29 protein-coding genes are annotated in these 22,550 nt (G+C 38.7%); 7 read left to right on the top strand and 22 right to left on the bottom strand.

Going from position 1 to position 22,550, the window contains the following annotated elements; all coding sequences use genetic code 11:
- Positions 1-212 precede the first annotated feature (212 nt).
- The 9 genes from ANA7108_RS0102725 to ANA7108_RS0102680 form a co-directional block, all read right to left on the bottom strand.
- Entirely contained in the window at positions 213-998 is a 786-nt protein-coding gene (locus tag ANA7108_RS0102725) for a hypothetical protein (RefSeq protein ID WP_016949227.1), read from the bottom strand.
- A 61-nt stretch (positions 999-1,059) separates the two neighbouring features.
- A complete protein-coding gene (locus ANA7108_RS0102720) occupies positions 1,060-2,283 on the bottom strand; it encodes an acetate kinase (protein ID WP_016949226.1) in 1,224 nt (407 codons plus the stop codon).
- Positions 2,284-2,289: 6 nt separating this feature from the next.
- Entirely contained in the window at positions 2,290-3,297 is a 1,008-nt protein-coding gene (locus tag ANA7108_RS0102715; protein ID WP_016949225.1) for a metal ABC transporter substrate-binding protein, read from the bottom strand.
- 89 nt (positions 3,298-3,386) lie between these two features.
- Positions 3,387-3,650 carry a hypothetical protein gene (locus tag ANA7108_RS0102710; protein ID WP_016949224.1) on the bottom strand — a complete coding sequence of 88 codons (264 nt, stop codon included), beginning with the start codon at positions 3,648-3,650 and terminating at the stop codon, positions 3,387-3,389.
- Positions 3,651-3,701: 51 nt separating this feature from the next.
- Positions 3,702-4,757, bottom strand: a complete 1,056-nt coding sequence (locus ANA7108_RS0102705; protein ID WP_016949223.1) for a WD40 repeat domain-containing protein — start codon at positions 4,755-4,757, stop codon at positions 3,702-3,704.
- Between the two features lie 362 nt (positions 4,758-5,119).
- Complete coding sequence (locus tag ANA7108_RS0102695) at positions 5,120-6,091, bottom strand: GTP-binding protein (RefSeq protein ID WP_026103953.1); 972 nt, start codon at positions 6,089-6,091, stop codon at positions 5,120-5,122.
- Between the two features lie 44 nt (positions 6,092-6,135).
- Positions 6,136-7,044 (bottom strand): alpha/beta fold hydrolase, encoded by a 909-nt coding sequence (locus tag ANA7108_RS0102690; protein ID WP_016949220.1) that lies wholly within the window; start codon positions 7,042-7,044, stop codon positions 6,136-6,138.
- Positions 6,998-7,279, bottom strand: a complete 282-nt coding sequence (locus ANA7108_RS26705; RefSeq protein ID WP_016949219.1) for a hypothetical protein — start codon at positions 7,277-7,279, stop codon at positions 6,998-7,000. Before ANA7108_RS26705 ends, ANA7108_RS0102690 begins: the two co-directional genes overlap by 47 nt.
- A gap of 51 nt (positions 7,280-7,330) precedes the next feature.
- Positions 7,331-7,765 carry a SufE family protein gene (locus ANA7108_RS0102680; protein ID WP_016949218.1) on the bottom strand — a complete coding sequence of 145 codons (435 nt, stop codon included), beginning with the start codon at positions 7,763-7,765 and terminating at the stop codon, positions 7,331-7,333.
- A gap of 284 nt (positions 7,766-8,049) precedes the next feature.
- Here ANA7108_RS0102680 and psaK point away from each other — a divergent pair, with 284 nt between their 5' ends.
- Positions 8,050-8,310 carry a photosystem I reaction center subunit PsaK gene (gene psaK / locus ANA7108_RS0102675; RefSeq protein ID WP_026103952.1) on the top strand — a complete coding sequence of 87 codons (261 nt, stop codon included), beginning with the start codon at positions 8,050-8,052 and terminating at the stop codon, positions 8,308-8,310.
- A 202-nt stretch (positions 8,311-8,512) separates the two neighbouring features.
- Here the strand turns inward: psaK and ANA7108_RS0102670 are convergent, their stop codons facing one another.
- The 5 genes from ANA7108_RS0102670 to ANA7108_RS31320 all read right to left on the bottom strand — a co-directional run bounded on the left by ANA7108_RS0102670 (position 8,513) and on the right by ANA7108_RS31320 (position 12,015).
- On the bottom strand, positions 8,513-8,884 hold the full coding sequence (locus tag ANA7108_RS0102670) for a hypothetical protein (RefSeq protein ID WP_084776857.1): 372 nt from the start codon (positions 8,882-8,884) through the stop codon (positions 8,513-8,515).
- 168 nt (positions 8,885-9,052) lie between these two features.
- The gene (locus tag ANA7108_RS0102665; protein ID WP_016949215.1) at positions 9,053-9,802 is read right to left on the bottom strand and encodes a hypothetical protein; all 750 of its coding nucleotides are present in this window, start codon (positions 9,800-9,802) and stop codon (positions 9,053-9,055) included.
- Positions 9,803-9,880: 78 nt separating this feature from the next.
- Complete coding sequence (locus tag ANA7108_RS0102660; protein ID WP_026103951.1) at positions 9,881-10,693, bottom strand: metallophosphoesterase; 813 nt, start codon at positions 10,691-10,693, stop codon at positions 9,881-9,883.
- Positions 10,690-11,469: a GTP-binding protein gene (locus ANA7108_RS0102655; protein ID WP_016949213.1), complete on the bottom strand. Its 780-nt coding sequence runs from the start codon at positions 11,467-11,469 to the stop codon at positions 10,690-10,692. The genes ANA7108_RS0102660 and ANA7108_RS0102655 overlap by 4 nt, the downstream gene beginning before the upstream one ends.
- 3 nt (positions 11,470-11,472) lie before the next feature.
- Positions 11,473-12,015, bottom strand: a complete 543-nt coding sequence (locus ANA7108_RS31320; protein ID WP_369750692.1) for an AAA-like domain-containing protein — start codon at positions 12,013-12,015, stop codon at positions 11,473-11,475.
- Positions 12,016-12,036: 21 nt separating this feature from the next.
- Here ANA7108_RS31320 and ANA7108_RS0102645 point away from each other — a divergent pair, with 21 nt between their 5' ends.
- Positions 12,037-12,648, top strand: coding sequence for a Uma2 family endonuclease (locus ANA7108_RS0102645; protein WP_016949211.1), 612 nt, complete (start codon positions 12,037-12,039; stop codon positions 12,646-12,648).
- 29 nt (positions 12,649-12,677) lie between these two features.
- Here the strand turns inward: ANA7108_RS0102645 and ANA7108_RS0102640 are convergent, their stop codons facing one another.
- The gene (locus ANA7108_RS0102640; protein WP_016949210.1) at positions 12,678-13,109 is read right to left on the bottom strand and encodes a DUF29 family protein; all 432 of its coding nucleotides are present in this window, start codon (positions 13,107-13,109) and stop codon (positions 12,678-12,680) included.
- Between the two features lie 114 nt (positions 13,110-13,223).
- Here ANA7108_RS0102640 and dapB point away from each other — a divergent pair, with 114 nt between their 5' ends.
- Entirely contained in the window at positions 13,224-14,060 is an 837-nt protein-coding gene (gene dapB / locus ANA7108_RS0102635) for a 4-hydroxy-tetrahydrodipicolinate reductase (RefSeq protein ID WP_016949209.1), read from the top strand.
- 39 nt (positions 14,061-14,099) lie between these two features.
- On the top strand, positions 14,100-14,801 hold the full coding sequence (locus ANA7108_RS0102630; RefSeq protein ID WP_016949208.1) for a hypothetical protein: 702 nt from the start codon (positions 14,100-14,102) through the stop codon (positions 14,799-14,801).
- A 25-nt stretch (positions 14,802-14,826) separates the two neighbouring features.
- Here ANA7108_RS0102630 and ANA7108_RS0102625 read toward each other — a convergent pair whose 3' ends face one another.
- The 6 genes from ANA7108_RS0102625 to ANA7108_RS0102600 all read right to left on the bottom strand — a co-directional run bounded on the left by ANA7108_RS0102625 (position 14,827) and on the right by ANA7108_RS0102600 (position 18,681).
- A complete protein-coding gene (locus ANA7108_RS0102625) occupies positions 14,827-15,456 on the bottom strand; it encodes a precorrin-8X methylmutase (protein ID WP_016949207.1) in 630 nt (209 codons plus the stop codon).
- A 95-nt stretch (positions 15,457-15,551) separates the two neighbouring features.
- Positions 15,552-16,361 (bottom strand): TPM domain-containing protein, encoded by an 810-nt coding sequence (locus ANA7108_RS0102620; RefSeq protein ID WP_016949206.1) that lies wholly within the window; start codon positions 16,359-16,361, stop codon positions 15,552-15,554.
- A 177-nt stretch (positions 16,362-16,538) separates the two neighbouring features.
- A complete protein-coding gene (locus ANA7108_RS0102615; RefSeq protein WP_016949205.1) occupies positions 16,539-17,084 on the bottom strand; it encodes a hypothetical protein in 546 nt (181 codons plus the stop codon).
- A gap of 11 nt (positions 17,085-17,095) precedes the next feature.
- Positions 17,096-17,452: a YtxH domain-containing protein gene (locus ANA7108_RS0102610; RefSeq protein ID WP_026103950.1), complete on the bottom strand. Its 357-nt coding sequence runs from the start codon at positions 17,450-17,452 to the stop codon at positions 17,096-17,098.
- 28 nt (positions 17,453-17,480) lie between these two features.
- Complete coding sequence (locus ANA7108_RS0102605; RefSeq protein WP_016949203.1) at positions 17,481-17,810, bottom strand: hypothetical protein; 330 nt, start codon at positions 17,808-17,810, stop codon at positions 17,481-17,483.
- Positions 17,811-17,859: 49 nt separating this feature from the next.
- Positions 17,860-18,681: a class I SAM-dependent methyltransferase gene (locus ANA7108_RS0102600; RefSeq protein ID WP_016949202.1), complete on the bottom strand. Its 822-nt coding sequence runs from the start codon at positions 18,679-18,681 to the stop codon at positions 17,860-17,862.
- A 138-nt stretch (positions 18,682-18,819) separates the two neighbouring features.
- Between ANA7108_RS0102600 and ANA7108_RS0102595 the strand changes: the two genes are divergently transcribed.
- Positions 18,820-20,280 (top strand): GTP-binding protein, encoded by a 1,461-nt coding sequence (locus ANA7108_RS0102595; RefSeq protein WP_016949201.1) that lies wholly within the window; start codon positions 18,820-18,822, stop codon positions 20,278-20,280.
- Positions 20,277-20,732 (top strand): SRPBCC family protein, encoded by a 456-nt coding sequence (locus ANA7108_RS0102590; protein ID WP_016949200.1) that lies wholly within the window; start codon positions 20,277-20,279, stop codon positions 20,730-20,732. Before ANA7108_RS0102595 ends, ANA7108_RS0102590 begins: the two co-directional genes overlap by 4 nt.
- A 279-nt stretch (positions 20,733-21,011) precedes the next feature.
- On the opposite strand, the gene ANA7108_RS0102580 is transcribed toward ANA7108_RS0102590, so the two are convergent.
- Positions 21,012-21,839, bottom strand: a complete 828-nt coding sequence (locus ANA7108_RS0102580; protein WP_026103949.1) for a SirB1 family protein — start codon at positions 21,837-21,839, stop codon at positions 21,012-21,014.
- A gap of 389 nt (positions 21,840-22,228) precedes the next feature.
- Here ANA7108_RS0102580 and ANA7108_RS0102570 point away from each other — a divergent pair, with 389 nt between their 5' ends.
- Entirely contained in the window at positions 22,229-22,501 is a 273-nt protein-coding gene (locus tag ANA7108_RS0102570) for a GlsB/YeaQ/YmgE family stress response membrane protein (RefSeq protein WP_016949196.1), read from the top strand.
- Positions 22,502-22,550 lie beyond the last annotated feature (49 nt).

Here is a 22,550-nt window from a genome sequence, read left to right as displayed (position 1 = left end):
GGAAGAGGGGCAGAGGAGACGGAGACGCGGAGACGCGGAGACACGGGGACGCGGGGACACGGAGACGCGGGGACACGGAGACACGGGGACGCGGGGACACGGAGACGCGGGGAAAATTACGAATTACGAATTACGAATTACGAATTACGAATTACGAATTACGAATTACGAATTACGAATTACGAATTACGAATTACGAATTACGAATTATTTTAATCTTTCTCCGGCAATTTAATTATTGGTATCCCATTTGCATCAATAGTTACCTCACCTCCCAAAGCTTCAATTTCTCTAACTGCTCTTTTGAAGGTTTTGTCATCCACCTTATTTTGTAAAACCATTGTCCAACCAGCAATACGGGCAAATCTGCTATCAGGATTATTACTCAGAAATTCAGCCGTTTTTGCAGATAGAAAAGCCACATTTTTACTTTCTTGATCAGTTTGCTCACTTGCCCAATTAGCGGCTTGTAAAAAAGATTCCTTTGCGGCTTGGGATTTGCCTAAAAATAATAATTCATCTGTTCCTTTATATCGCCATACATAATAAGATTTATTAGGTACAGTAGGAGATAAAGATTTTAAACCTTTCTCCATTAAAGCAATAGACCTCTCTGGCATACCAGCATATAAAGAAGTACTAATAGAAAGACCCAAATAAGCTGCTAAAAATCTGGGATCTCGTCCTATTATAACTTCAAAATATTCTGGACTCAAGTTATAACCTGTTTGGTCTCGGATGTCATTATCCCCAAAATATTGCAAAAAATCGATATATGTCCAATCAGCAATAATATTGTTATAACTAAAGCTGGGAGATTTATTCAGTAAATTAAGCCGTAAATTTTCTTTTTCCTGGTTTTTTTGTAAGCTTTCTAAAGATGTATTCTGTTTACTAATTAACAGTTTTTGTAATCTAGGAAATTGACTTATGCTAATTCCTAAAATACATAAACAGGCTACCAAAGGAGTAGTAATAGCTTCACGAGATATAAACATAGTCTTTCTAATTTTTTAGACAATTTACATCATTGTATATAATACACTTTCTTTGTAATTCCTAATTATTGATTTTATATAATTGCCAACATTGTTGTGCTATAGCCCAATCTTCTTGAGTATGTATAACTAATACTCGCACAGCGGAATCAGATGTAGCAATATCTACATCAATTGGCTGCTGCTGATTTTTGACAACATCTATTTTCAATCCCAAAAATTCCCAAGCTGTACAAGCCTCTTGACGAATTCTGGGAGATTTTTCCCCTACCCCACCAGTGAAAACTAAAGCATCTAAACCTCCCAAACTAGCCAGCATAGAACCGATACCAGCCTGTAAGCGATGTACGTATATATCCCAAGCTAATTGGGCGCGTTCATTGCCTTGGTTAATTGCGGCTATTATTTCCCGTAAATCATTAGAAACGCCCGAAATTCCCCGTAATCCAGAAGCCTTATTTAAAACATAATCTAGCCTTTCTGCTGAGTAATCACATTGACGCAATAGATAAATCAGAATCCCCGGATCAATTGATCCACAACGACTACCCATCATCAAGCCATCAAGAGGCGTAAAACCCATAGTTGTATCAATACTGCGACCATTTTTAACTGCCGCTAAAGAGCAACCATTACCTAAATGACAGGTTATTAACCGCAGTTCGTTTAAATCTCGACCCAGGATTTGTGCTGCACGACTAGAACAGTACTGGTGACTGATACCATGAAACCCGTAGCGGCGGATACCTTGTTCTACCCATTCATAGGGGCCAGGATAAATAGCGGCTGCATCAGGTAAAGTACTATGAAACCCAGTATCAAATACTGCAAATTGGATAACATCTCCCAAGCTTTGTTCAATGGCTTCTATGCCATCCACAGCCGCTGGATTATGGGCTGGAGCCAGGGTAGAAAGACGAGCGATGGCGTTTTTGACATCTTCTGTAATTACCACAGTTTGGCGGTAGTCTTGTCCACCATGTACTATCCGATGTCCGACTAGATCGATGTCTGACAATTGACTGATAACTTTAGTCGCACCGTGACTGAGAGTATGGAGTATATAGGCAAAATGTGCGCTGCGGGAGTCACCGTCGATATATTCTTGCAGCACTGCACCTGTTGCTGTTTTTACCTCGATTTCTGCTCCACCTTGGTCTTGAGTCCAGCTAATTTTTCCTTCCCAAAGAGGTTGTGGTGCTTGGTTGAGAATAGTGTGATCTGTAATTTCATACAGACAAACTTTCTGGCTACTTGATCCGGCATTTAATACTAATATATTCATATTTACCTAGGGGGAAATGTTCGGTGCAAATTTCAGATAAGTTCCACCCAATCCTTCTACAATGCTGCGTGTATTAGCATCCATCATTTTTTGATAGGTTTCTCCATCACTACCTGGTTCACCTAGTCCATTTGTATAAAGTTCTCTAGGGAAAAGTTTGACATTAGCTTGTTTGGCTATATTTTTTAGCAAATTAGAGTTGGTTTTTGTGTCTGCAAAAATTGTTATGACTTTAGCTTTTTGAATATCTTTAGCCATGTTTTTAACTTTTGTATTTGTTAAATTTTCTTCATCACTAATATTTAGCAAACTTCCTTTATAGGGCAATCCATAAGCTTTAATATAATAAATCATTGCTGGATGATTGATCATTAGTTTGCGATTTTTGGTAGGAATACTAGCAAGTCTAGATTTAATCCAGATATTGAGTTGGTTTAATTCTTTTGTAACTTTTTTGGTATTACTACTATAGTTTTTGGCATTTTTAGGCGATATTTTTCCTAAATTACTATTAATTATCTCTACTATTTTGATAGCATTTTTGGGATTGTGCCAAATATGTGGTTCAGTAATTTCTTTACCTTGATTTTGTAATTTTTGAGGCTGTGCTACGGCGAGTTGGGCGACAGCTATTTTCCGCGCTCGGTTTTGTTTGGTTGTAATAATTTTGATTAAAGCTGGTTCAAAGTTGTAGCCATGATAGAAAATAAGATTAGCTTGTGCAATGGCTTGTCTATCTTCTGGTGTGGGTTGATAAAAGCGAGGATCTAAACCAGGGGGAATCAAACAGGTAAGGTTAATGCTTGTCCCGGCAATCTGTTTAGTTAAATCACAGAGTATACTTGTCGTTGCTACAACTTGAGGAAGATTTCTGTTAATGCTGCTGTTTTGATTAGTTTGGGTGTATGCTGTATTTATAGGTTGATTTCTACACCCTGCAAATCCAAGTGTAATAGTAAAAAAAGCGGCATTTAATAATTGATTAAATAGTATGTTTTTTGACTTTTCTAACATCCTCTAATTATCCTGAAAACTTACATATCTCAAATTAATAAAGGCACAGTCATGCTGTGCCTAGGAAATTTTCATAACTCCTAACTTTACTAAAAGCCAGCAGCAGGTAACTGACCTTGTAACATCTGAAATTTAGCCTGAACACAAGTTGAGCAACCGCAACCTAATTGATCAATAATTGGATTGGTTACTAAACCAAAATTTGGTGCTGTTATTTCAATATTGTTGTGTGCAGATGGTGTAGCTAGAGTGATGACTCCGTTTCTACCCAATGCATGGGCTGGATTAGCTACCAGTAGCAGAGATGCCAGAAAAACAGGACAAGCAAGCAAAATCAGTTTGGCTATGTTCATAGTTCACACTTTAGAGGCCGCTGCTGATACAGCATAGCCAATTATTAGTGATTAGTCAGTAGTTTTTGACCAAATAAGTAGTTCCCCTTGTTCCCCACCTGCGGCGATTAAGGGTGGGGAAACTCCACTCCTACTGGGATGCCAAGCTAGGGTAGAAAATCCAGCATGGACACCTGTGAGAATTTGGGATACTTCGGTGGCTTGGTTCCACAAGCACAGCCAACCATCAGCTGCTGCGGAAGCGAGAAGAAAACTTGAAGGTGCGAATGCGATCGCATTAATTATATCCACATGATTAGTCAATATGCGCGATTCCCAACCCAATGACTCATCCTCTGATTTTTCCCAAACGACTACGCCCTCAACACTGGAAGAGGCTAAAAGTGGCGCACCAACGGCTGTAGTGGCTTCTGACCAAGCTAATTGGCGAATTTTCCCCGGAAAGCCTCGCATTACCCAAGGATCGGGATTTCCCCATTCCAAGACGGTGATACTACGATCCATATTGCCAGAAGCTAAGTATTTGCCGTCAGGAGACCAAGCCATTGCTACACTCACTGTAGTCGTGGCTAAAATATAAGGTTCTTCATCCCAATCTTGAGTATTCCAAATTTTTACTCCTTGATAACCGCTAATGGCTAAATATTGCCCATCTTTACGCCAATCAATTCCTAAAATTGATGAGTTTTCAAAATTGAGGGTGATGATAATTTCTGATGTGTATGCATCCCATACCTGGACGTAACGCCCTAAACTAAATGCTAGTTGGTTGTTGGTATGATTCCAAGCTAATTTATCAACCCAAGCCGGGGCGTTTTCTAAAGTGGTAATTAATTGATTTTCTCGCCAGATTTTCACTTTTCCATCTTGTCCACCGACGGCTAAATATTTACTATCGGCAGAAAATGCCACGCAATCTACTGATTTATTTGTGGCAGTTTGTAAGGTTGTAATTTCGCTATTTTCCCAGAGGATAACTTCTCCAGCAGCGGAAGTTGCAGCTAGTTTTTCTCCTTGGTTTGACCAAGTTAAAGATGTTACATAATCTGCAAGCTGACCTGAATAGTAAGCTGTAAATTCTGGAGATTTATTAGTTGTAGGGTTCATGTCTGGATATGATGGACAATATTATTTTTTTACTAAACGAAAAGAAAATGGCGTTGTTGATTTAGGATATAAATTTATCATTTTTATTCACCAACGCCTAGTTTTACATTTTATTTCTAATACCTCGATTTGCATCTGAGAATATGATTTATTGAACCGCGTTCACGCAGTGTCCCGTAGGGATAGGCGCGAAGATCGCGAAGGAAGAAGGAAGAAGAGAGGTAAGAATTCAGGTAGGGCAATAAGATCCCCGACTTCTTTTGTTTATTGTGTCCACAAATTATAAATTGATGTCAGAAGTCGGGGATCTGGGTATGAACAAGTGCTATGGCTGAATACTTACGAAGAGAGAATATTTGGATTTACACCAGACAGGCTAGAAAATCTTGTTTTAATTTAGCTTCATCAAGATTCCGACCAATAAATACAAGTTCATTTTTCCGGGTTTCGCTGGCTTTCCAAGGTCTATCTGGTTTACCATCAAATATCATGTGTACTCCTTGAAAAACAAAGCGATCATCTTCTCCTGCAATGTTTAAAATGCCTTTCATGCGAAAGATATCTGGTCCTTGAGTACGTAATAATTCACTTAACCATTCGTTTAATTTTTGTCCGTCTATTTCGCCTTTTTCTACAAAAGCTACAGAATAAACGCTTTCATCATGTACATGGGCATCTTCACCTAAGAAGTTGGGGTCAATTTCTAAAGCGCGGTCTAAATCAAAGGCTTTTACACCTAATAATGCATCCATTCCTAATTCTGAGTTTTGGGTGCGGTAGATTTTAGCGATCGCATTCATCGACCGAATCCGCTTTTCTAATTCTTGTAAATTTTCTGGGGTGACTAAATCGGTTTTATTCAATAAAATTACATCAGCAAATGCAATTTGTTCTTGGGCTTCATCTGCTTCCCAATGTTGCCAAATATGCTTGGCATCGACAACTGTAACTACTGCATCTAATGACAATTGACTCTGCATATCTTCATCTACAAAAAATGTCTGAATTACAGGTGCAGGATCTGCTAATCCAGTGGTTTCAATTACTAAATGGTCAAATTTATCACGACGCTTCATCAAATTGCCGATGATGCGAATTAAGTCACCCCGAACTGTACAACAAATACAGCCATTGTTCATTTCAAAGATTTCTTCATCTGCATCAATAACTAGTTGATTATCAATGCCTACTTCCCCAAATTCATTGACGATGACAGCAACTTTTTTACCGTGTTCGTAAGTCAGAATGTGATTGAGTAGAGTGGTTTTACCTGCACCTAAATAGCCAGTTAAAACGGTTACAGGCACGGTCGTTAATGTTTCTGAAGCCATCATAATCTTAAACCAAATTTGATGATTTGTTGATAATCATTATCTGTCTAACACACCCTTGTTAAAAATGGTAATATTGCCTCAAAAACTACTGCTGGGTATTCTTCATGCAGTCCCAAAGAACCAGGAACTACAACGCTGCTAACGCCTGGTAAAGCTGCCAATGCGTCCATTTCTTGTCGTGACTTCGGGGGGCTAGATTCGCTAATTACCGCCATTAGTGGGGCAGATAAGGACTGTGCTAGGTATAGAAACTCTGATTGACTATGAATAGTATCTATATTGCCGGTGACAAAGGCCGCAGAAGCAAATCTGGCGTTTGGTTGTTGAGTGCTTTGCCATTTTTCGGTGATGAAACTGGGTGTAAGTTTCGCTGTGTCGGTGAAGACATGGCGGCTGTACATCCAACTTAAGAAAGATGGGGTAGTGTTAAGTTTATAAAGTGCTTGACCGAGAATAGGCGTTTGTACTAATCCCCTCACCATAGCAGCTATATTTGGATTTGCTCCCATTGTCGGTAGAGGACCACGCCAAGTTGGTGCTACTAGAACAATCCGCGAAAAAGCATTTGGCTGTTTAACGGCTAGTTGCAGCACATAACCAGCAGCATGACCAGCAGCAACTACAATAATAGGGATACTAAACACAGATTTCACGAAATCTGCCAAAAATTGCTGATATATTGCCGAGTTGTAATCTAATTTTAGTCGGGACGATTCCCCAAAACCTGGCCAGTCTAACGCGGTAACTTGAAAATGGGAAGCGAGTAATTTAGCAAGTTCTCCCATTTCTCCCCTTGTAGAAACACTACTAAATGCGGGAAGCAACAAAAGCGGAGAACCTTGGCCAAGAGTTTCATAAATCACCTGCAATTGCTGATTTTCCCAATTCCAGAGAAATTCTTGAACTTCACCACCAAATGCACCAGCAGGTTTTGTTAATAAATTGGTAGACATCTTGATTTAATTGGTAATTGGTAATTGGTGATTGGTGATTGGTGATTGGTGATTGGTAATTGGTAATTGGTAATTGGTAATTGGTAATTGGTAATTGGTGATTGGTGATTGGTGATTGGTGATTGGTGATTGGTGATTGGTAATTGGTAATTGGTAATTGGTAATTGGTAATTGGTAATTGGTGATTGGTGATTGGTGATTGGTGATTGGTGATTGGTGATTGGTGATTGGTCATTCCTCCGTGTCTCCCCCTCTCCGCGTCCCCGCGTCTCTTCTTCTCCGCGTCCTAATTCTCTAACTTACATTCCAAAGCTTTTTTCTGCATGGTTTTGAAAATGTTGTAAAAACCGTTAGCGCGGGAAGGTGTCAAGCTAACATTTAAACCAGTAGCTTGAATAAAATCAGGAGTTAATTGGACAATTTCGGTTGGTGCTAGTCCGTTTAATCCTTCGATTAACAGCGCTAATAATCCCTTAGTTAGCTGGGAATCAGAATCTCCCTGAAAAACAACTTTCCCATCATCCAGTGATGCTGTCACATATACCTGTGAGACGCAACCAGGAACTTTGTTTTCGGGTAATTTATCAGCTTCGGGAAACTCTGGCAACTTTTGAGCATACCAAATTAACTGTTCGTAACGTCGCTTTGGTTCGGTAGCACGTTGGAAGCGTTGGACGATTTTAGCTAAAGCAGGTGGTAAGGAATCAATACTTGAGGACATAATAGAGTAAATAAATAGTCAGTCTCATCTTGAGTTTAAATTATCTGGAGAGCGATCGCTCTTATTCAGTTTAGCGATTGCTCATTGTCTTCTCCGTCAAAACAAGACAATTCATTTGGTAATTGTATTGCTGATGACCAAATGGCATCCGTAAAGTAATTGTTTATATTAAGTATTGGCAACAACTGTTAAATATTGCTGCAAAAATGGGCTTTTTGTTGATTTTTAAGGCGAATTTTGAAGATTATATTGTCAATGATTCCATAATCTCAGGAGAGAAACCGATGTTGACATCAACCTTACTTGCTACTGTACCCGCAGCTCTAGAATGGACTCCCAATGTTGGCATCATCATGATTCTCGCCAACATTATAGCGATCGCAGTTGGCAAATTTACAATCAAGTATCCTAGTGCAGAACCTGCTTTACCCGCACCCAATTTCTTTGGTGGTTTTGGTTTACCTGCTGTATTAGCAACCACCTCCTTTGGTCATATCTTAGGTGCAGGAATCATCTTAGGACTCCACAACATCGGCAGAATCTAAGCTTGAGTCCCAATTTTGCTGGTATTAAATTGATTTATTGGTTATTCTTCTTCTAGCTAAGAGCCAGAAATTTAACTTTCTGACTCTTTACTTCTTCCCTTTTGTCTCAATTATCCAGCTAGATTACCTGATCATGAAGACAGATATTCTCGGTTGTATTTCTTTATGAACGTTGGATTATCTATAAATACGGTTTTTCAAACTACACGGCCAAAGGTGCCATACCATGCAACTGACGCACAGCATTTAGGCAAACTGGGCAATCACAGCCAAATAACTTAATCGCTTCATCACTTTCTGCATCAGTGAATACTAGTTCATCTGGCTGATTTTGACTAGGTTGAACTTGTGCCAATTCCATCTTTGGTTTTGCTGTCGTAGGCGCAACATTATCCGCCTGGATACATACTTGACGCACAGTTGCTGAGTGGGGAGAACGAACGCAAGAAAGATGAGTTCCAACAGGGGTAACTGTTTGACTAGCATGAGCAGGTCTAGCCATCATTACCATAGATAGCATAGACGTAAACAAGACAGGACTAGAAAGCAAGGCCAAGATAAATTTTCTGTTCATTTCTAGAAAAAAGTTTGTGACTGGGAAAACAAGCCAACCATCTTTTCAGACCAGTTGATTGTTAATCAGTCCATCTTATCCAAATTCATTGAAAATATCTGACTTAATTAAATAGAATCCATACAATATTCTGATCTTGACTCCTGGTTAGGGAAACAAGATCCAAAATTACTCAGCAGAAATTGCCCTAGCCAAAACCTGATAATCTTTCTCAACTCGGTAACGCACAGTTTTAAATTCTAAAAAATTCGTCTCTGGATCATAAACAGTATAAATCGCTTCTCCCAGATTTCTGCCCACATTACCCACACCTATCACTTGACGCGAAGAAATTTCCACAGTTTCAGAAGTAGAGGAACTATCCAAAGTCGTCACACCAGTAGTAATAGAACCTGCTTCTAGCTGATATCTAAAAGCCAAACCAGAACGACCACAAAACAAATTATTAGCTTGCATACGTCCCAAACGGTCAAGCATTTGGATAGGAGGCGTTTCTGGCGTTAATGCTTCATCAATTGCTACAGTTGAACCATGAATTAATAAACAATCAAGTTCAAAAAAACCAAAATCTAAATTTCGCAACCATTCTACAGTCGGACGAGAAACCGAATCCCAAAGTAACTTCACAGTATCTCCCCCATACTTAGCCATTAACTCCGTCGGTTCCCCAGTTCCAGCCACACCGTGGAGAATAAAACATTGTTCTTCCCACCAACCCTTACAAACTAAAGGTTCCAACTCCCCGCGCTTTGGGTTACGAACTCTTGCTACCAACTTCTCAGAATCTGGATTTGGCCCCACCAAATCGCCCAAAATATATAAAGCCTCAACATCACACAGCAGCTTAACATCAGCCATTACAGCCTCATAAGCCGCTAAATTACCCTCTATTCCGCTCAAAATCGCCCATTTAGTCATTTTCTTATTTCTCTGCGCCCTCTGCGCCTCTGCGGTTCGTTTTCTTAGATAATTTATTTCTTGGAAAACCGTAAATCGCTACTTAGTACAAACATGAGTCGCATCATCAGCCCTTTCAGCATATTCCAAACCTTGAGACAAACGCCAAGCAAAAATAGCAGGTAAACCCTTTTCAATAATTGCAGCACAGGTTTTTTGATAATCGTAAGCAACTTCCCGCAACTTCACTTCTTGATTATCGGTGTCATAAATCACATAAGTTGCATTGGGTCTGCCATGTCGAGGTTCTCCCACAGAACCGACATTAATAATCCGTTTCAAGTTAGCTGTAAAATTGATTTCTCTTGCTGCTGTTCCTTGACTTTGAACACGCACTTGCAAACTACTTGCGTCTAAGTCACGGACATAGGGGACATGAGTATGACCACAAAAAAGCACATCTGCATCTGTGGAAAGTACTCGTTCTAAAGCGGCAAAAGCGTCCAGTTCAGGTAATAAGTATTCGTGGTTGCTGTGGGGACTACCGTGAACAAAAGCTAAATTTTCTTCATGGAAACTATGGGGTAATTGAGCTAAAAATTCTCTATTTTCAGGATTAATTTGGTGATTTGTCCATTCATGAGCTATTTTCCCCCGATTTTCAGCCAACAAAGAAGGATAACTGCAATCACACGCATTCAACCCTTCAACAATATCTTCATCCCAACAACCCGCACAAGTAGGAATTTCCAAAGAACGAATTTGTGTGACTACCTCATTTGGATAAGGGCCATATCCGACTAAATCTCCCAGACAAAAGATTTTTTCCGCTTTTTGGTGATCTATATCTGATAAAACTGCATCCAAGGCTTCAGAGTTGCCATGAATACATGACATTACCGCTATTTTCACTGATTTATTTCCCCTTCTGATAAAATCAGTTTAACCTGTTCTTGGTATTGTTTAATGCCGATGTCTGATAAATAACAATCTTGCAAAGTTTGTTTAATTGCTGACTCGTCTAAATTTTTACCCCATACTTCCATACCACTAAATCGCTCTGGTCTGCCTTCTAAATGACGTGGTAAGTCCAATTCTAGAAAATCTGTTGCTGGGATACCCGCGACAAAATCACCGTAAATTGACCGACCATCGGCTACATCAAAAATTCCTTTAGCACGGGTAACTTGACCATAAGCATGATGAGTAATTTCATACCAAAATTCATTTAAACTATCTTCGTCAATTACTTGACCACTGCTGGGAACGCGCCAAAGTTGACTTGGGGAAATACTGATATCAATATTTGCACCTTTGACAATTTTTTCTGCCCAATGATGATATTCAGAATCTTGGATCTGTGGTGGTAAAATTGCTATAGCAATATAGGGTACATCATTTAATATTTGCTGAATGGCACTTAATTCCAAATAAAACCCCAGTTCAATATAGGCTAGTTTGGCGGTTTCTAGCTGGGTGTAAAATTCGATTTCTTGTCCGTCTCCAAAGACTTTTACTTCTGGGAATTCCGCAGCTATGCGCGTTTGGTCTATGGGAACCTTGCCATTTCCAGGACTATAATAAATTACATTGTCAAGGGAAACGGTATTTTGCAACTTTTGGCAAATCCAAGTAGTTTTCCCACAGCCAGCAAGTCCAGCAACAACTGTGATGATTGGTATATTCATATTTTAATGATAATCATTATTGTGTATTTTGCCAAATTTATAAAGTGGTTTATTTTCTTCCCATAAAGCATCTAAATCAAATTTATCTTCTAATTTTAAACTTTCAGAAATATTATTAATAATGCCATTATACCATTGTTCAGAATTTAATCCTGATGTGCCAATGGCTGTTAAATCTATAGCGACACAAGCGATTTTTTCTGTTTGTAATCTTTGCATAGTGCGGACACGCAAACTTGATTTTCCCATTTGTAGAGAGTTGAGAACAAAACAAAACTCTCCAGCTTTCACAGCTTGATATAAATCTTCATCTGTTTTGCGTGTGACGTAAGTCGGTGCATGAGGAGGAAGACTACCACCAAATTGATAATATTGTTGAACAGGGGAAGTCATGGTTTTCGTGGGTGATGGATGTAAAACTTGCAGATGATATAGAATAATATAGCGTTTCTTGGTTGAGAAAAACCCCACCCCCAACCCCCGCAAGGGGCTATAATCTATTTTATCTGATTGGGAAATGCCATCATCATAATTATTCGTTAGCAATAATCATGTAAGAGGTCAATTATGGTACAAATATTAACGAAACCAGTAACCTTTGACGAATTTATCCAATGGTATCCAGAAACAGGTTTACGCTATGAGTTACATGATGGAGTAATTATTGAAATGAATCCACCAGTAGGAGATCATGAATTAGTTATTGGTTTTTTAGTCCGTAAATTATCAGCAGAATTAGATAAACTTGACCTTAACTATCTAATACCAAAAACAACATTTATAAAACCATCAAATTCTAAATCTGCTTATTCACCTGATATCTTATTACTAAATCCTGAAAATTTAGTGAATGAACCTTTCTGGAAAAAGGAATCAACCATTACTCAAGCTGCTTCTGTTCCTTTGGTAATAGAAATTGTTAGTAGTAATTGGAAAACAGATTATTCTACTAAAGCTGATGAATATGAATCTATGGGTATTCCTGAATATTGGATTGTTGATTATGCTGCTTTCGGTGGTAGAAGATTTATTGGTAATCCTAAACAACCGACTCTCTCAGTTTATTCTTTAATTGATGGAGAATATCAAGTTAATCAATTTAAAGGTGATGATCTAATCATATCTCCACTATTTACAGAATTACAATTAACTATTTCTCACATTTTACAACGAATATAATTATGGTTATTTAATGGTTATTTAATAATTCATGTAGCATTACCTAATATTAATGCAATCGCTTGTTCTAATATCATCTCTTTATCTACCATCTTCGCCACTGTTTCTGGATCATATTTACCTGCAAATGCTTCCAATGCTGCCTGATTTAAAGCAGACTGATAGGCATCTTCTAAAGTTTCTTGTAATTCTGCTGTAGTGATGTAATTTCCACCAGTTTTGCGTCGTTTGTTGGTGCGTTGAATTTGCTTAACTGCATTAGCAATAGATATTTCCCAGGATTTTGTTGAACGCTTTTCGGCAGATTGTTTAATCAAATGCATTAGTAAAATAATGCCAAAACTAAAAATTTTATTTAGCTTGTCATCTTTGCTCATTTCTGTCATCTCTTCGACTAGCAACAACGCCTCAGAAATATTGCCACTAATCAGCAATTGTTGAAGTTCTAGTAATTCTTCCATAACTCATGCCTCCTGAGTTAAATCGCTGAAATTGATTATCAAATTGATTATCACTCAATTGTCGGATTTGGTGCCAAATGTAAGTAAAATGACTAAAAACGCATTTCTGAAATTATGACTAATCAATCTACTATCCCGGTAATTGTCAACGGTGCAGCTGGCAAAATGGGACGGGAAGTAATTAAAGCGGTGGCTCAAGCACCTGATATGATTTTAATGGGCGCTCTGGATACTTCTGCTGAACATCAGGGAAAAGACGCAGGGGAATTGGCAGGTTTAAGCGAACCTTTAGAAGTGCCAATTACTAACCAACTAGAGCCAATGTTAGGCTATGTGGCGGGTGAAAGACAGATGGCTCCTGGAGTGATGGTAGATTTTACCCATCCTGACTCAGTTTATAGTAATATTCGCAGTGCGATCGCTTACGGTATTCGTCCGGTGGTCGGAACCACAGGTTTAAGTCCTGAACAAATTCAAGATTTGACAGATTTTGCGGAAAAAGCCAGTACTGGTTGCTTGCTGATTCCTAATTTCTCTATTGGTATGGTATTGCTACAACAAGCCGCCGTTACAGCTTCTAAATATTTTGATCATGTAGAAATTATTGAACTTCATCATAACCAAAAAGCAGATGCTCCTAGTGGTACAGCAATTCAAACAGCACAATTATTAGCCGAATTGGGTAAAAGCTTTAACCCGCCTCAAGTCGAAGAAACTGAGAAGATACCCGGAGCCAGAGGCTCTCTTGCTGATGAAGGGATTAGAATTCATAGTATCCGCTTACCAGGACTGATTGCCCATCAAGAAGTGATTTTTGGCGCGGCTGGTCAAATTTACACTTTACGCCATGATACAAGCGATCGCGCCTGCTATATGCCTGGAGTTTTACTCGCAATTCGTAAAGTAAACCAGCTAAAGTCTTTAGTATATGGATTAGAAAAAATACTCTAAATTTTCACCTCACAACTCAGCACTCAGCACTCACAACTCATGCTTGTTCCTCTAACTCGCCAAAAATTTGAACAAATCATTCCTTTGATTGGTACTGGGACACAGTATAAGTACTATTGGGGAAAATTCAGCAATTTGTTACAGCGACTATTAATTTCTGTAGTTACTGTAGTTTTAATTTTACTGGTTCAAACCCTTTTCAAGCTAGATTTTGGGTTTATTTTGATATTCGGGGTATTTGGCGCTTTTTTTTGGTTGTGGTATCCAGTCTTTCAAGCGAGTATCCGTAACTCAAAGTGCCGACGTTACAAGTACAGCGGCTTTTTTCGCGGGCGGGTACTAGACTGGTGGATTACAGATCGGTTAATGGGTAAACAAGAAACCGTCAATAATAAAGGCGAGTTGGTAATTATCGAAAACCGCGAAAAACGAATTAACTTAGAATTGGGAGACGACACAGGATTTACTGTAGAATTTGAAGCGCCATTACGTCCTGCCCACAAAGCGATCGCACGTGGTCAAATAGCAGAAATGATAGTAATGTCAAATAGCTCAGATTTAAGTCGCATTGAAGAATTTAGCAATATCTACATTCCTAGTCGCAACTTATGGATCAGCGACTATCCATTAGTGCGACAGGATTTCTTTAATGAAGTCAGTCTCCGCTTACGTGAAGACCAGTGGGAAAAGCCGCGTCGTCGTCCAGAAAAGAACAGAAGGAGAGGGGATGATAGATATTAATTCTCCCCACTTCCTCATTTCTCGGTTAATTTCCCCCATTCCGATCTTGTCCATAAGCCTGCCAGGCTAAATCAACCAAGCCATCGACAATTGCAGATGCCACAACTGCATTACCTTTGCGACTGTCAATAGTAATATAAGGTACTAAAGATTCTTGCAACCGTTCTTTAACAGTATCTACATTGACAAATCCCACTGGGGTGGCAATTATCAACGCCGGTCGAATTTCTTCAGTTTCAATTAACTCTACAAGTGCAGTTAATGCTGTTTGGGCTTGACCGACCACAAAGATACCCTCTGGATAACGCTTGGCAAGAGTTTCAATTCCCCAAGCAGCACGAGTTTTTTCTTTTTGTGGGCGTGTCAGCGCTTCCATGCTGCAATATACTGGGTTGGCAAAAGTATTTTGAATATCGTAGGCGATACCGACTTGTACCATTGGCACATCTACTACAATTGTGGTGCGTGCTGCTAGTGCTGCTGCTCCTGATTGTAAAGCGTGTTCCGAAAACCGGATTAAGGACTTATACTCAAAATCCGATGTTGCGTATATTACTCGCCGGACTATCTCATACTCTGCTGGTGAAAAGACATGATCGCCAATTTCACTATCAATTATTGCCAAGCTTTGAGCATCAGTTACGTGCCATTCCATTGCTGTTCAGCTTCTCACACATTAGCTTTCAGCTTATCATCAGAATGCAGGAACAAGGCAGAGGGATATTCTTACCTGTTACCTTCTTCTTAAAGTTAAGACTCGTGACTGGAAGAAGGACGACTGAAAACTGGAGATAAATAAGCGACTAAAACACCAATTAAAAAAGCGGAGATATTGCGAACTAGAGGCAACCAATCGCTTGTACGAGTAACCACAGGTCCAATACCGAAGGCAATAAACAAAATTCCCCATAATGGTGAGAAAATTAAAGCCCATTGCCAAGCAAAAACTTGTTTATCATTGCGAGGTTGAGCAGCAAAGCCACAAATAACCCCACCCACAGCGGAAGTAATGAGGGTTAATATCCATTGTTCTCTTGGTAGTCCGGGAACGACATTACAACCACCTTTAAGTAAACAACCTTTAACTGAATCTAAGGCTTGCAGGATGGCTTGGTCTTCCCCTTGTTCCCTCACAAAGTACAAGTTACCAAACCGGGTTTGCAGTTCAATCCAGAAAGTCCTGGGTAAAAATTCATAAACTGCGTCACCAACACTAAAACTGAGGATATTACCACCACGAGAGTCGGCAACTAGGAGAATACTTTTGTCATCTAAACCCCAATATTTGATTACTGCTCTACCTGGGGTACGGTCATACTGGGTCAATACTCGCAATTTCCAACCAGTATCCGTTTCAAATTGTTCTAGTTCTCTGACCAATTTTTCTTCTTGTGGATCAGGGAGCGATTTAGCTAAATCTACAACTGGAGTGAATATGGCAGGTAGTAGGTCAGGATTTTCGTAAGCTAGGGCTGATGGAGATTGCATTGCCCAAATTGACCCAGAAAAGCAAAAGACTGCAATGAATACTAAAACTAGTCGCCAAAAACAAAGCTGCATGGACTTTTTTATATAAGTATTAACGGGTGGAAGTGAACAAGTTGTTTTAAACAAGTATGGGAAAAATGATACTTCTTTACACTTGTTTACTTTACTCTAATCTAAGACATCTGGACAAAGTGTAATTGGTGATGGGTGATTGGTGATGGGTGATTTTCCCCAATCTCCCCATCTTCTTCAACTTAAATCTTCCTGATTTAAATCCCTTTCCCAACTAGCAGTTTCACCATAACCGTTATTTAGACGGTAGGTTTCTAGTTGTGTGCGCCGATTTTCTTGTCTCTGTGCTTCTCGCTCTCGCAACGTTAGCGGTGGTTTTTCGTTCATGGGCAAGCATTCGGTGCTTCGTCTAGTAGGCTTTGGGCGGGTAAATGTTTTCCATGCAGCTTTAACACCAACTAAAACGCTACGTGTAGTAACTTGAACATTTTGGGCTTGCTTTTTGGCACTGTCTAAGCTGTGATCTACTTGCTTAACAACTTGACTGGCACTTTTGACACCTTCACTAACATCATCGGTTAAATCTGTTATTTCTAAACTAGTATTGCGAATGGCGTTGAGAGTGGGGGGTAACTCCCGTGAGAGAGTATCAAAGAATTTTTCGGCACTGCGAGCAGCGCGTGCTAATTCCTGCAAAGCCGGTATAGCCGCCACTAACAAAGTAGTTAGACTAGCAGCGACTAAGAGGAGGGACAGTCCCAGCCAAAACAGAGGATCAATCACAGTTATGTTATTTATGAGCGTTCTAGATGCTGGGTGAGAGAATCTTGATTTTCGGCATTAGCAGGTGTTTGCCTTTGTATGGCTTGGTTTTCTCGCTGTGTAGCATCTACCCCAGCTGCGATCGCATCCCGCAGTCTCTCTAAAGTATCATCCCAGTTTCGCAAGGCGCTATTAGAAAGACGATCTGCCTGAATTTGCACGCTTGTTGATATATCTTCTGCCAATTCGGGTAAAGCATCCGCAGATTTTTTCAAAAGTTTACGTGTTTCGCGTCCTGTGCGTGGAGCAACAAGTAAGCTGGTTAAAGCACCAATAGTCGCTCCTAGCATCAAGCCACCAATAAATACTCCAGAACGGTTATTAGACATTTTAATTATTTTTCTCTTTACACCCATTTTAGGTGGGTTTTCTCCTCTGGCAAGACCCTATGTTCCAAAAAGATTGCTGCCAAATTTTTCTTCCTAGTAAAATGAGATTGAGAATTTGCTGCATTTGTTGGATTTGCAGTTCTAGTCTTTGATTAATTTGGCGCAGGTTATATATCTGCTGCTGTCCTGTATGTATACTTTGTGGTGCTGTATTTAACGTTACATGGGTAGCACGTTCATAGTTGGTTAATTTATCAGTTACTGCTACCAATTCTTGTTTGATTTGCCACATTTTATTGGCGAAATATAGCAAAATTACGGAGATAATGATATTAATGACAATCACGACAATTAGCATTTTTTAGATTTATTTTCTACTTTGGGGTTTACTTACCGAAAAACCTCTACTAAACCTTTTTTGCTACCTGAAAAGCGGAAACATATGTAATCTCAATACTGCCTCCATAATGCTGCTCTATTTTTTCCCGTAGACCAGCAAATAAAGCATTTCTAATCGATGCTTCTAACTTTAAATACGGTGAAAGAGTATTTAAAAGCAGCAAATAATTATCAATACTATAAGTCACTTGGCAGAGAATATGATCGGTAACTAAATCTTGAAAATAACCTGAGTCAATAGCTTTTTCTCCTAAAGATTTGACTATCTTTACTTGAGTTGTACTATCTTCATATCTGGCTGAAGATGGAGCATGAATTTGATAAACCTCATGCAATGTTTTATATACCTCATAATTAGGTTGAGGTGTCATATTCCACAGCAAAATCAAAGAACCATTTTTCTCTAAAGTCTCAGCGGATTTTGCATAAGCAATATTAGGATTCATCCAATGAAAAGAAGTTGCTGCTAAAACCGCCTTAAATTTCCCTGGTTCTAGTTGCCATTCTTCAAAAGTTGTTTGCTTAATCTCTACGTTTGGATATGCTGCACAGTTTTGTCTGGCAAACTTACAAGCTTCTTGACTCGGTTCTAAACAAGACAATGAACATCCTAATTGAGCGTAAGATACAGTTGCATTTCCTGGTCCGCATCCTAATTCAAGTATTTTGCTTTCAGGAGTCAGTTCAGCTAATTCTATAGTACGATTAATAATTTCTTGAGAATAGCGTGGTCTGACTTTGTTATAAGCATCTGCTACAGGAGAATACCAATTTTTTCTCAGTTCTAAATCTTGGAGATATAACTTTTCAAGTTGGTCTGGTTTTTTCATGAGTTATGATATAATGAAATAGTTTTTAATAATTCTTTTCTGTGGATAATATGATGGAATCATTATAACATCAATTATTTAATATACAAATAACTAAATTCATTAAAAATTAGCTATATCCAAAATCCCAAAATTAATATGACCTCGAAATTACCTGAACCTTCTGCAAACGAATCAACTAAATGGCAAGAAGAACTGGACAGTGCTATTTTCACATTTGAAGACATTCAAGCCGAACTTAACTATAAACAAGCGAAAACGGCACTGAGAAATTTAGTTAATAATCTTGACCTGACTACTCAGGAAAAATCAGGTTTGGAAGCAGAAATTACTGATTTAGAAACCATGTTGAGTAAATTAGACAGCATGGTAGTACAGATTGCAGCTTTTGGTATGGTAGGACGAGGAAAGTCTTCCTTATTAAATGCTTTAGTTGGACAATCAGTATTTGAGACTGGACCATTACACGGTGTCACCCGTACAGAACAAAAAGTTAATTGGACTATTACTGAAGAAATAATTGGTGAAACTGAACGGGCTTTACGAGTTACTTTGCGTACCAATAATCAATCCCAAGTAGAATTAATTGATACTCCTGGACTAGATGAAGTAGATGGAGAAACCCGCGCTGTATTAGCTGAAAAAATCGCCAAACAAGCAGATTTGATTCTTTTTGTGATTACTGCGGATATGACAAAGATGGAACATGAAGCACTTTCCCAGTTGCGAGAAGCTGGTAAACCGATAATTTTGGTATTTAACAAGGTTGATCAATATCCAGAAGCTGACAGAATGGCAATTTATCAAAAAATCCGGGATGATAGGGTGCGAGAGTTAGTTTCACCGGATGAAATTGTTATGTCTGCGGCTTCACCATTGGTAAAAACTGCGGTGCATCGTGCCGATGGTAGCAGAGGTATACAGTTACGTCAAGGTCATGCTCAAGTTGATCAATTAAAACTGAAAATTTTAGAGATTCTGCAACGGGAAGGTAAAGCTTTAGTAGCACTGAATACGATGCTTTATGCTGATAGTGTTAATGAGCAAGTAGTAGAACGCAAACTGATGATTCGAGAACAGAATGCAAATGAGTTGATTTGGAAAGCGGTGATGACAAAATCATTAGCGATCGCACTCAATCCTGTTACTGTAGTTGATATCCTCAGTGCTGTGATTATTGATATTGCTTTAATTTTAGGCTTATCTCAACTTTATGGTATCCCCATGACAGAAACTGGTGCTGTTAAATTACTCCAAAAAATCGCCTTGAGTATGGGTGGTATCGGTGCTAGTGAACTATTAGCAAATTTGGGTTTAAGTGGGTTAAAAACCTTACTTGGTATCTCTGCAACAGCAACAGCAGGAGTGACAATGGCACCATATCTATCCATAGCCATAACTCAAGCGGGAGTAGCTGGTGTATCTTCCTATGGTATTGGACAAGTTACTAAAGCTTATTTAGCAAATGGTGCAACTTGGGGTTCAGATGGACCAAAAGCAGTAGTTAGTCAAATTTTATCAACTTTAGATGAGACTTCAATTTTAAACCGGATTAAAGATGAATTGCTGACTAAAATTAAACTCAGAAAAAAACTATGAAATCTCCCCAAATTTTAGAACAAACAATAGAAATTAATGCTCCAGCTACAGTAGTAGAAAAATGTTTTACAGACTTAAATCTCATGCACCGTTGGCTTAACCCAATGCTACGTTGTGAACCCGTAGGAGAAGTATGGAGTACAGATATTGATAGTCAAAGCCGTTTCATAATCCAAATCCCCGGACTTAAACCCACTTTAAAGACAGTAGTTATAGAAAGACAACCTGGTTTAGTAATCTGGGGATTTGAGGGATTTTTCCAAGGAAGTGATCGCTGGGAATGTCAACCCATCAGCAATGGTACAATCTTAATTAACCGCTTCCAATTTCAAATTCCTAACCCCTTAGTCAGTTGGGGTTTTAACACATTTGCTGCAACTTGGACAAAAGCCGACATGGAAGCCCAAATCCGTCGTTTGAAAAGAGTTGCAGAAACAATATCTAATTCGTAATTCTTCAGAGGGAACAGGAAGCAACTCTTAACAGGAAAAACTCATGTTTAAAAACATGAGATTGAAATAATGACACTGTTTTTTTCGTGTCACTCTCCTTGTAAAAACATCCTTTTTTTGACTGATCTTTAAACTCAGAACTAAAGTTTCTTATCTGTTCCCTGTTCCCTGTTCCCTGTTCCCTGTTCCCTGTTCCCTGTTCCCTGTTCCCTGTTCCCTGTTCCCTGTTCCCTGTTCCCTGTTCCCTGTTCCCTTTTTTTGTAATTCGTAATTTTGAATTTATTCAACTTTTTTACCCAATTTAGCTAATAATTGACGAATTACAGAGGCATCATCAGCATCAGGAACTTTAGCTAGATAACGTTGTAAGTCTTCTACTGCTTGGGTAAATTGACCAAGTTGATAGTAAAGCAAACCTCTATCTCTTAATTCTAAAGTTACATCTGGACACAACAATAAAATTCTTTCAACTGCGGCTAAAGTTCTTACCAAATCTTGCTGTTTGAGGTAAATATACTTCAAATTTGTGAGTATTCGTGTCAATAATTGACGGTTGCTAACTGCGGCTAAAAATTCAGGTTTGAGTGTCACTGATTGCTGATAAATTTGTGAAAGCCTTTCTTGACAATCTTGGGCAAACATGATCTCACCCTGATTAAATGCATCGACAAAAATCTCTATATCTGGTATGTCTGGACGAATCAGGAAATGTCCTGGCATTCCCACCCCTACCATGGGAAAATTAATGCGTTTTGCGACTTCTAGATAAACTAGTGCCAACGTGATGGGAATCCCTGTTTTACGTTCGATTACATTATTAAAAAAGCTATTACATGGGTCATAGTAATCTATTCTGTTACCGCTAAAACCCAATTCTTGGTATAGGTATTGATTAATACATTGAATCACTCGCAGAGGATAGCGTGAAAATGGTAAGCGTTCCTCTAACTCCATTGCCATTGTATCCAAAGCATTGATATATTCTTCAGTATCAAGCTCAGGATATTCTTCTTGGGCAATATACAAAGCTGCCCTTGCCAAGTTGATACACTCGTCAGGTTGTTGAATCTCCTGGTAAAAATACTGTCGTGCTGACGAGGAATTCATAAGCAATAAGGATGAAGCAATGGGGTTTAAAAGTAAGCTGGTTGCTGTACCTGCCTTTATTTTATGATTATTTTCCAGAATTTGGAACTAATTTAATGTCTTCAGAAGAATTAAAGTGTACTAGTCAACAGGCTGAAAAATGCTAAGATTTGCGGTAAATTTGCTTGAATAAGCATAAATCTATCAAAAGTAAAATAATTCCTAATTGATTTTTGCTATAAAAATTGCCAAGTTTAGCAACGGTAAATATAACCAAATTGAGTATGATGTTTTTTTATTAAGTCCATCTTTTGGTTTGCAGATTTATCTCATTTGGTAGAAAGAAAGATAATTATTAATTGATAATCTAAATAGTGGATTAGCTGGATTAGATTTTTTAGGAAAAAATAATGAATATTATTGCTTGGATAGTTTTAGGACTATTGGCTGGCGCTCTTGCTAAAGCTGTTTATCCTGGTTATCAAGGTGGGGGAATTCTTTCAACAATGATTTTAGGTATTGTTGGTGCTTTTATCGGTGGAACTTTATTTACGCTTATTCGCACAGGAACCTTACAACTGACAACAGCTACTTTAAGTATTCCAGGAATTTTAGTAGCAATAATTGGAGCCATTATAGCAATTTATTTGTGGGGATTATTCCAAAGAAGTAGTAGAGCTTAGTAGAGTTTAATTTTTTTGATTTGGTTAATATCAATTTGATGTAGCGTTT

The sequence above is a fragment of the Anabaena sp. PCC 7108 genome, assembly GCF_000332135.1.
Lineage (GTDB): Bacteria > Cyanobacteriota > Cyanobacteriia > Cyanobacteriales > Nostocaceae > Anabaena.
This window is presented reverse-complemented; position numbering and strand designations above follow the sequence as displayed.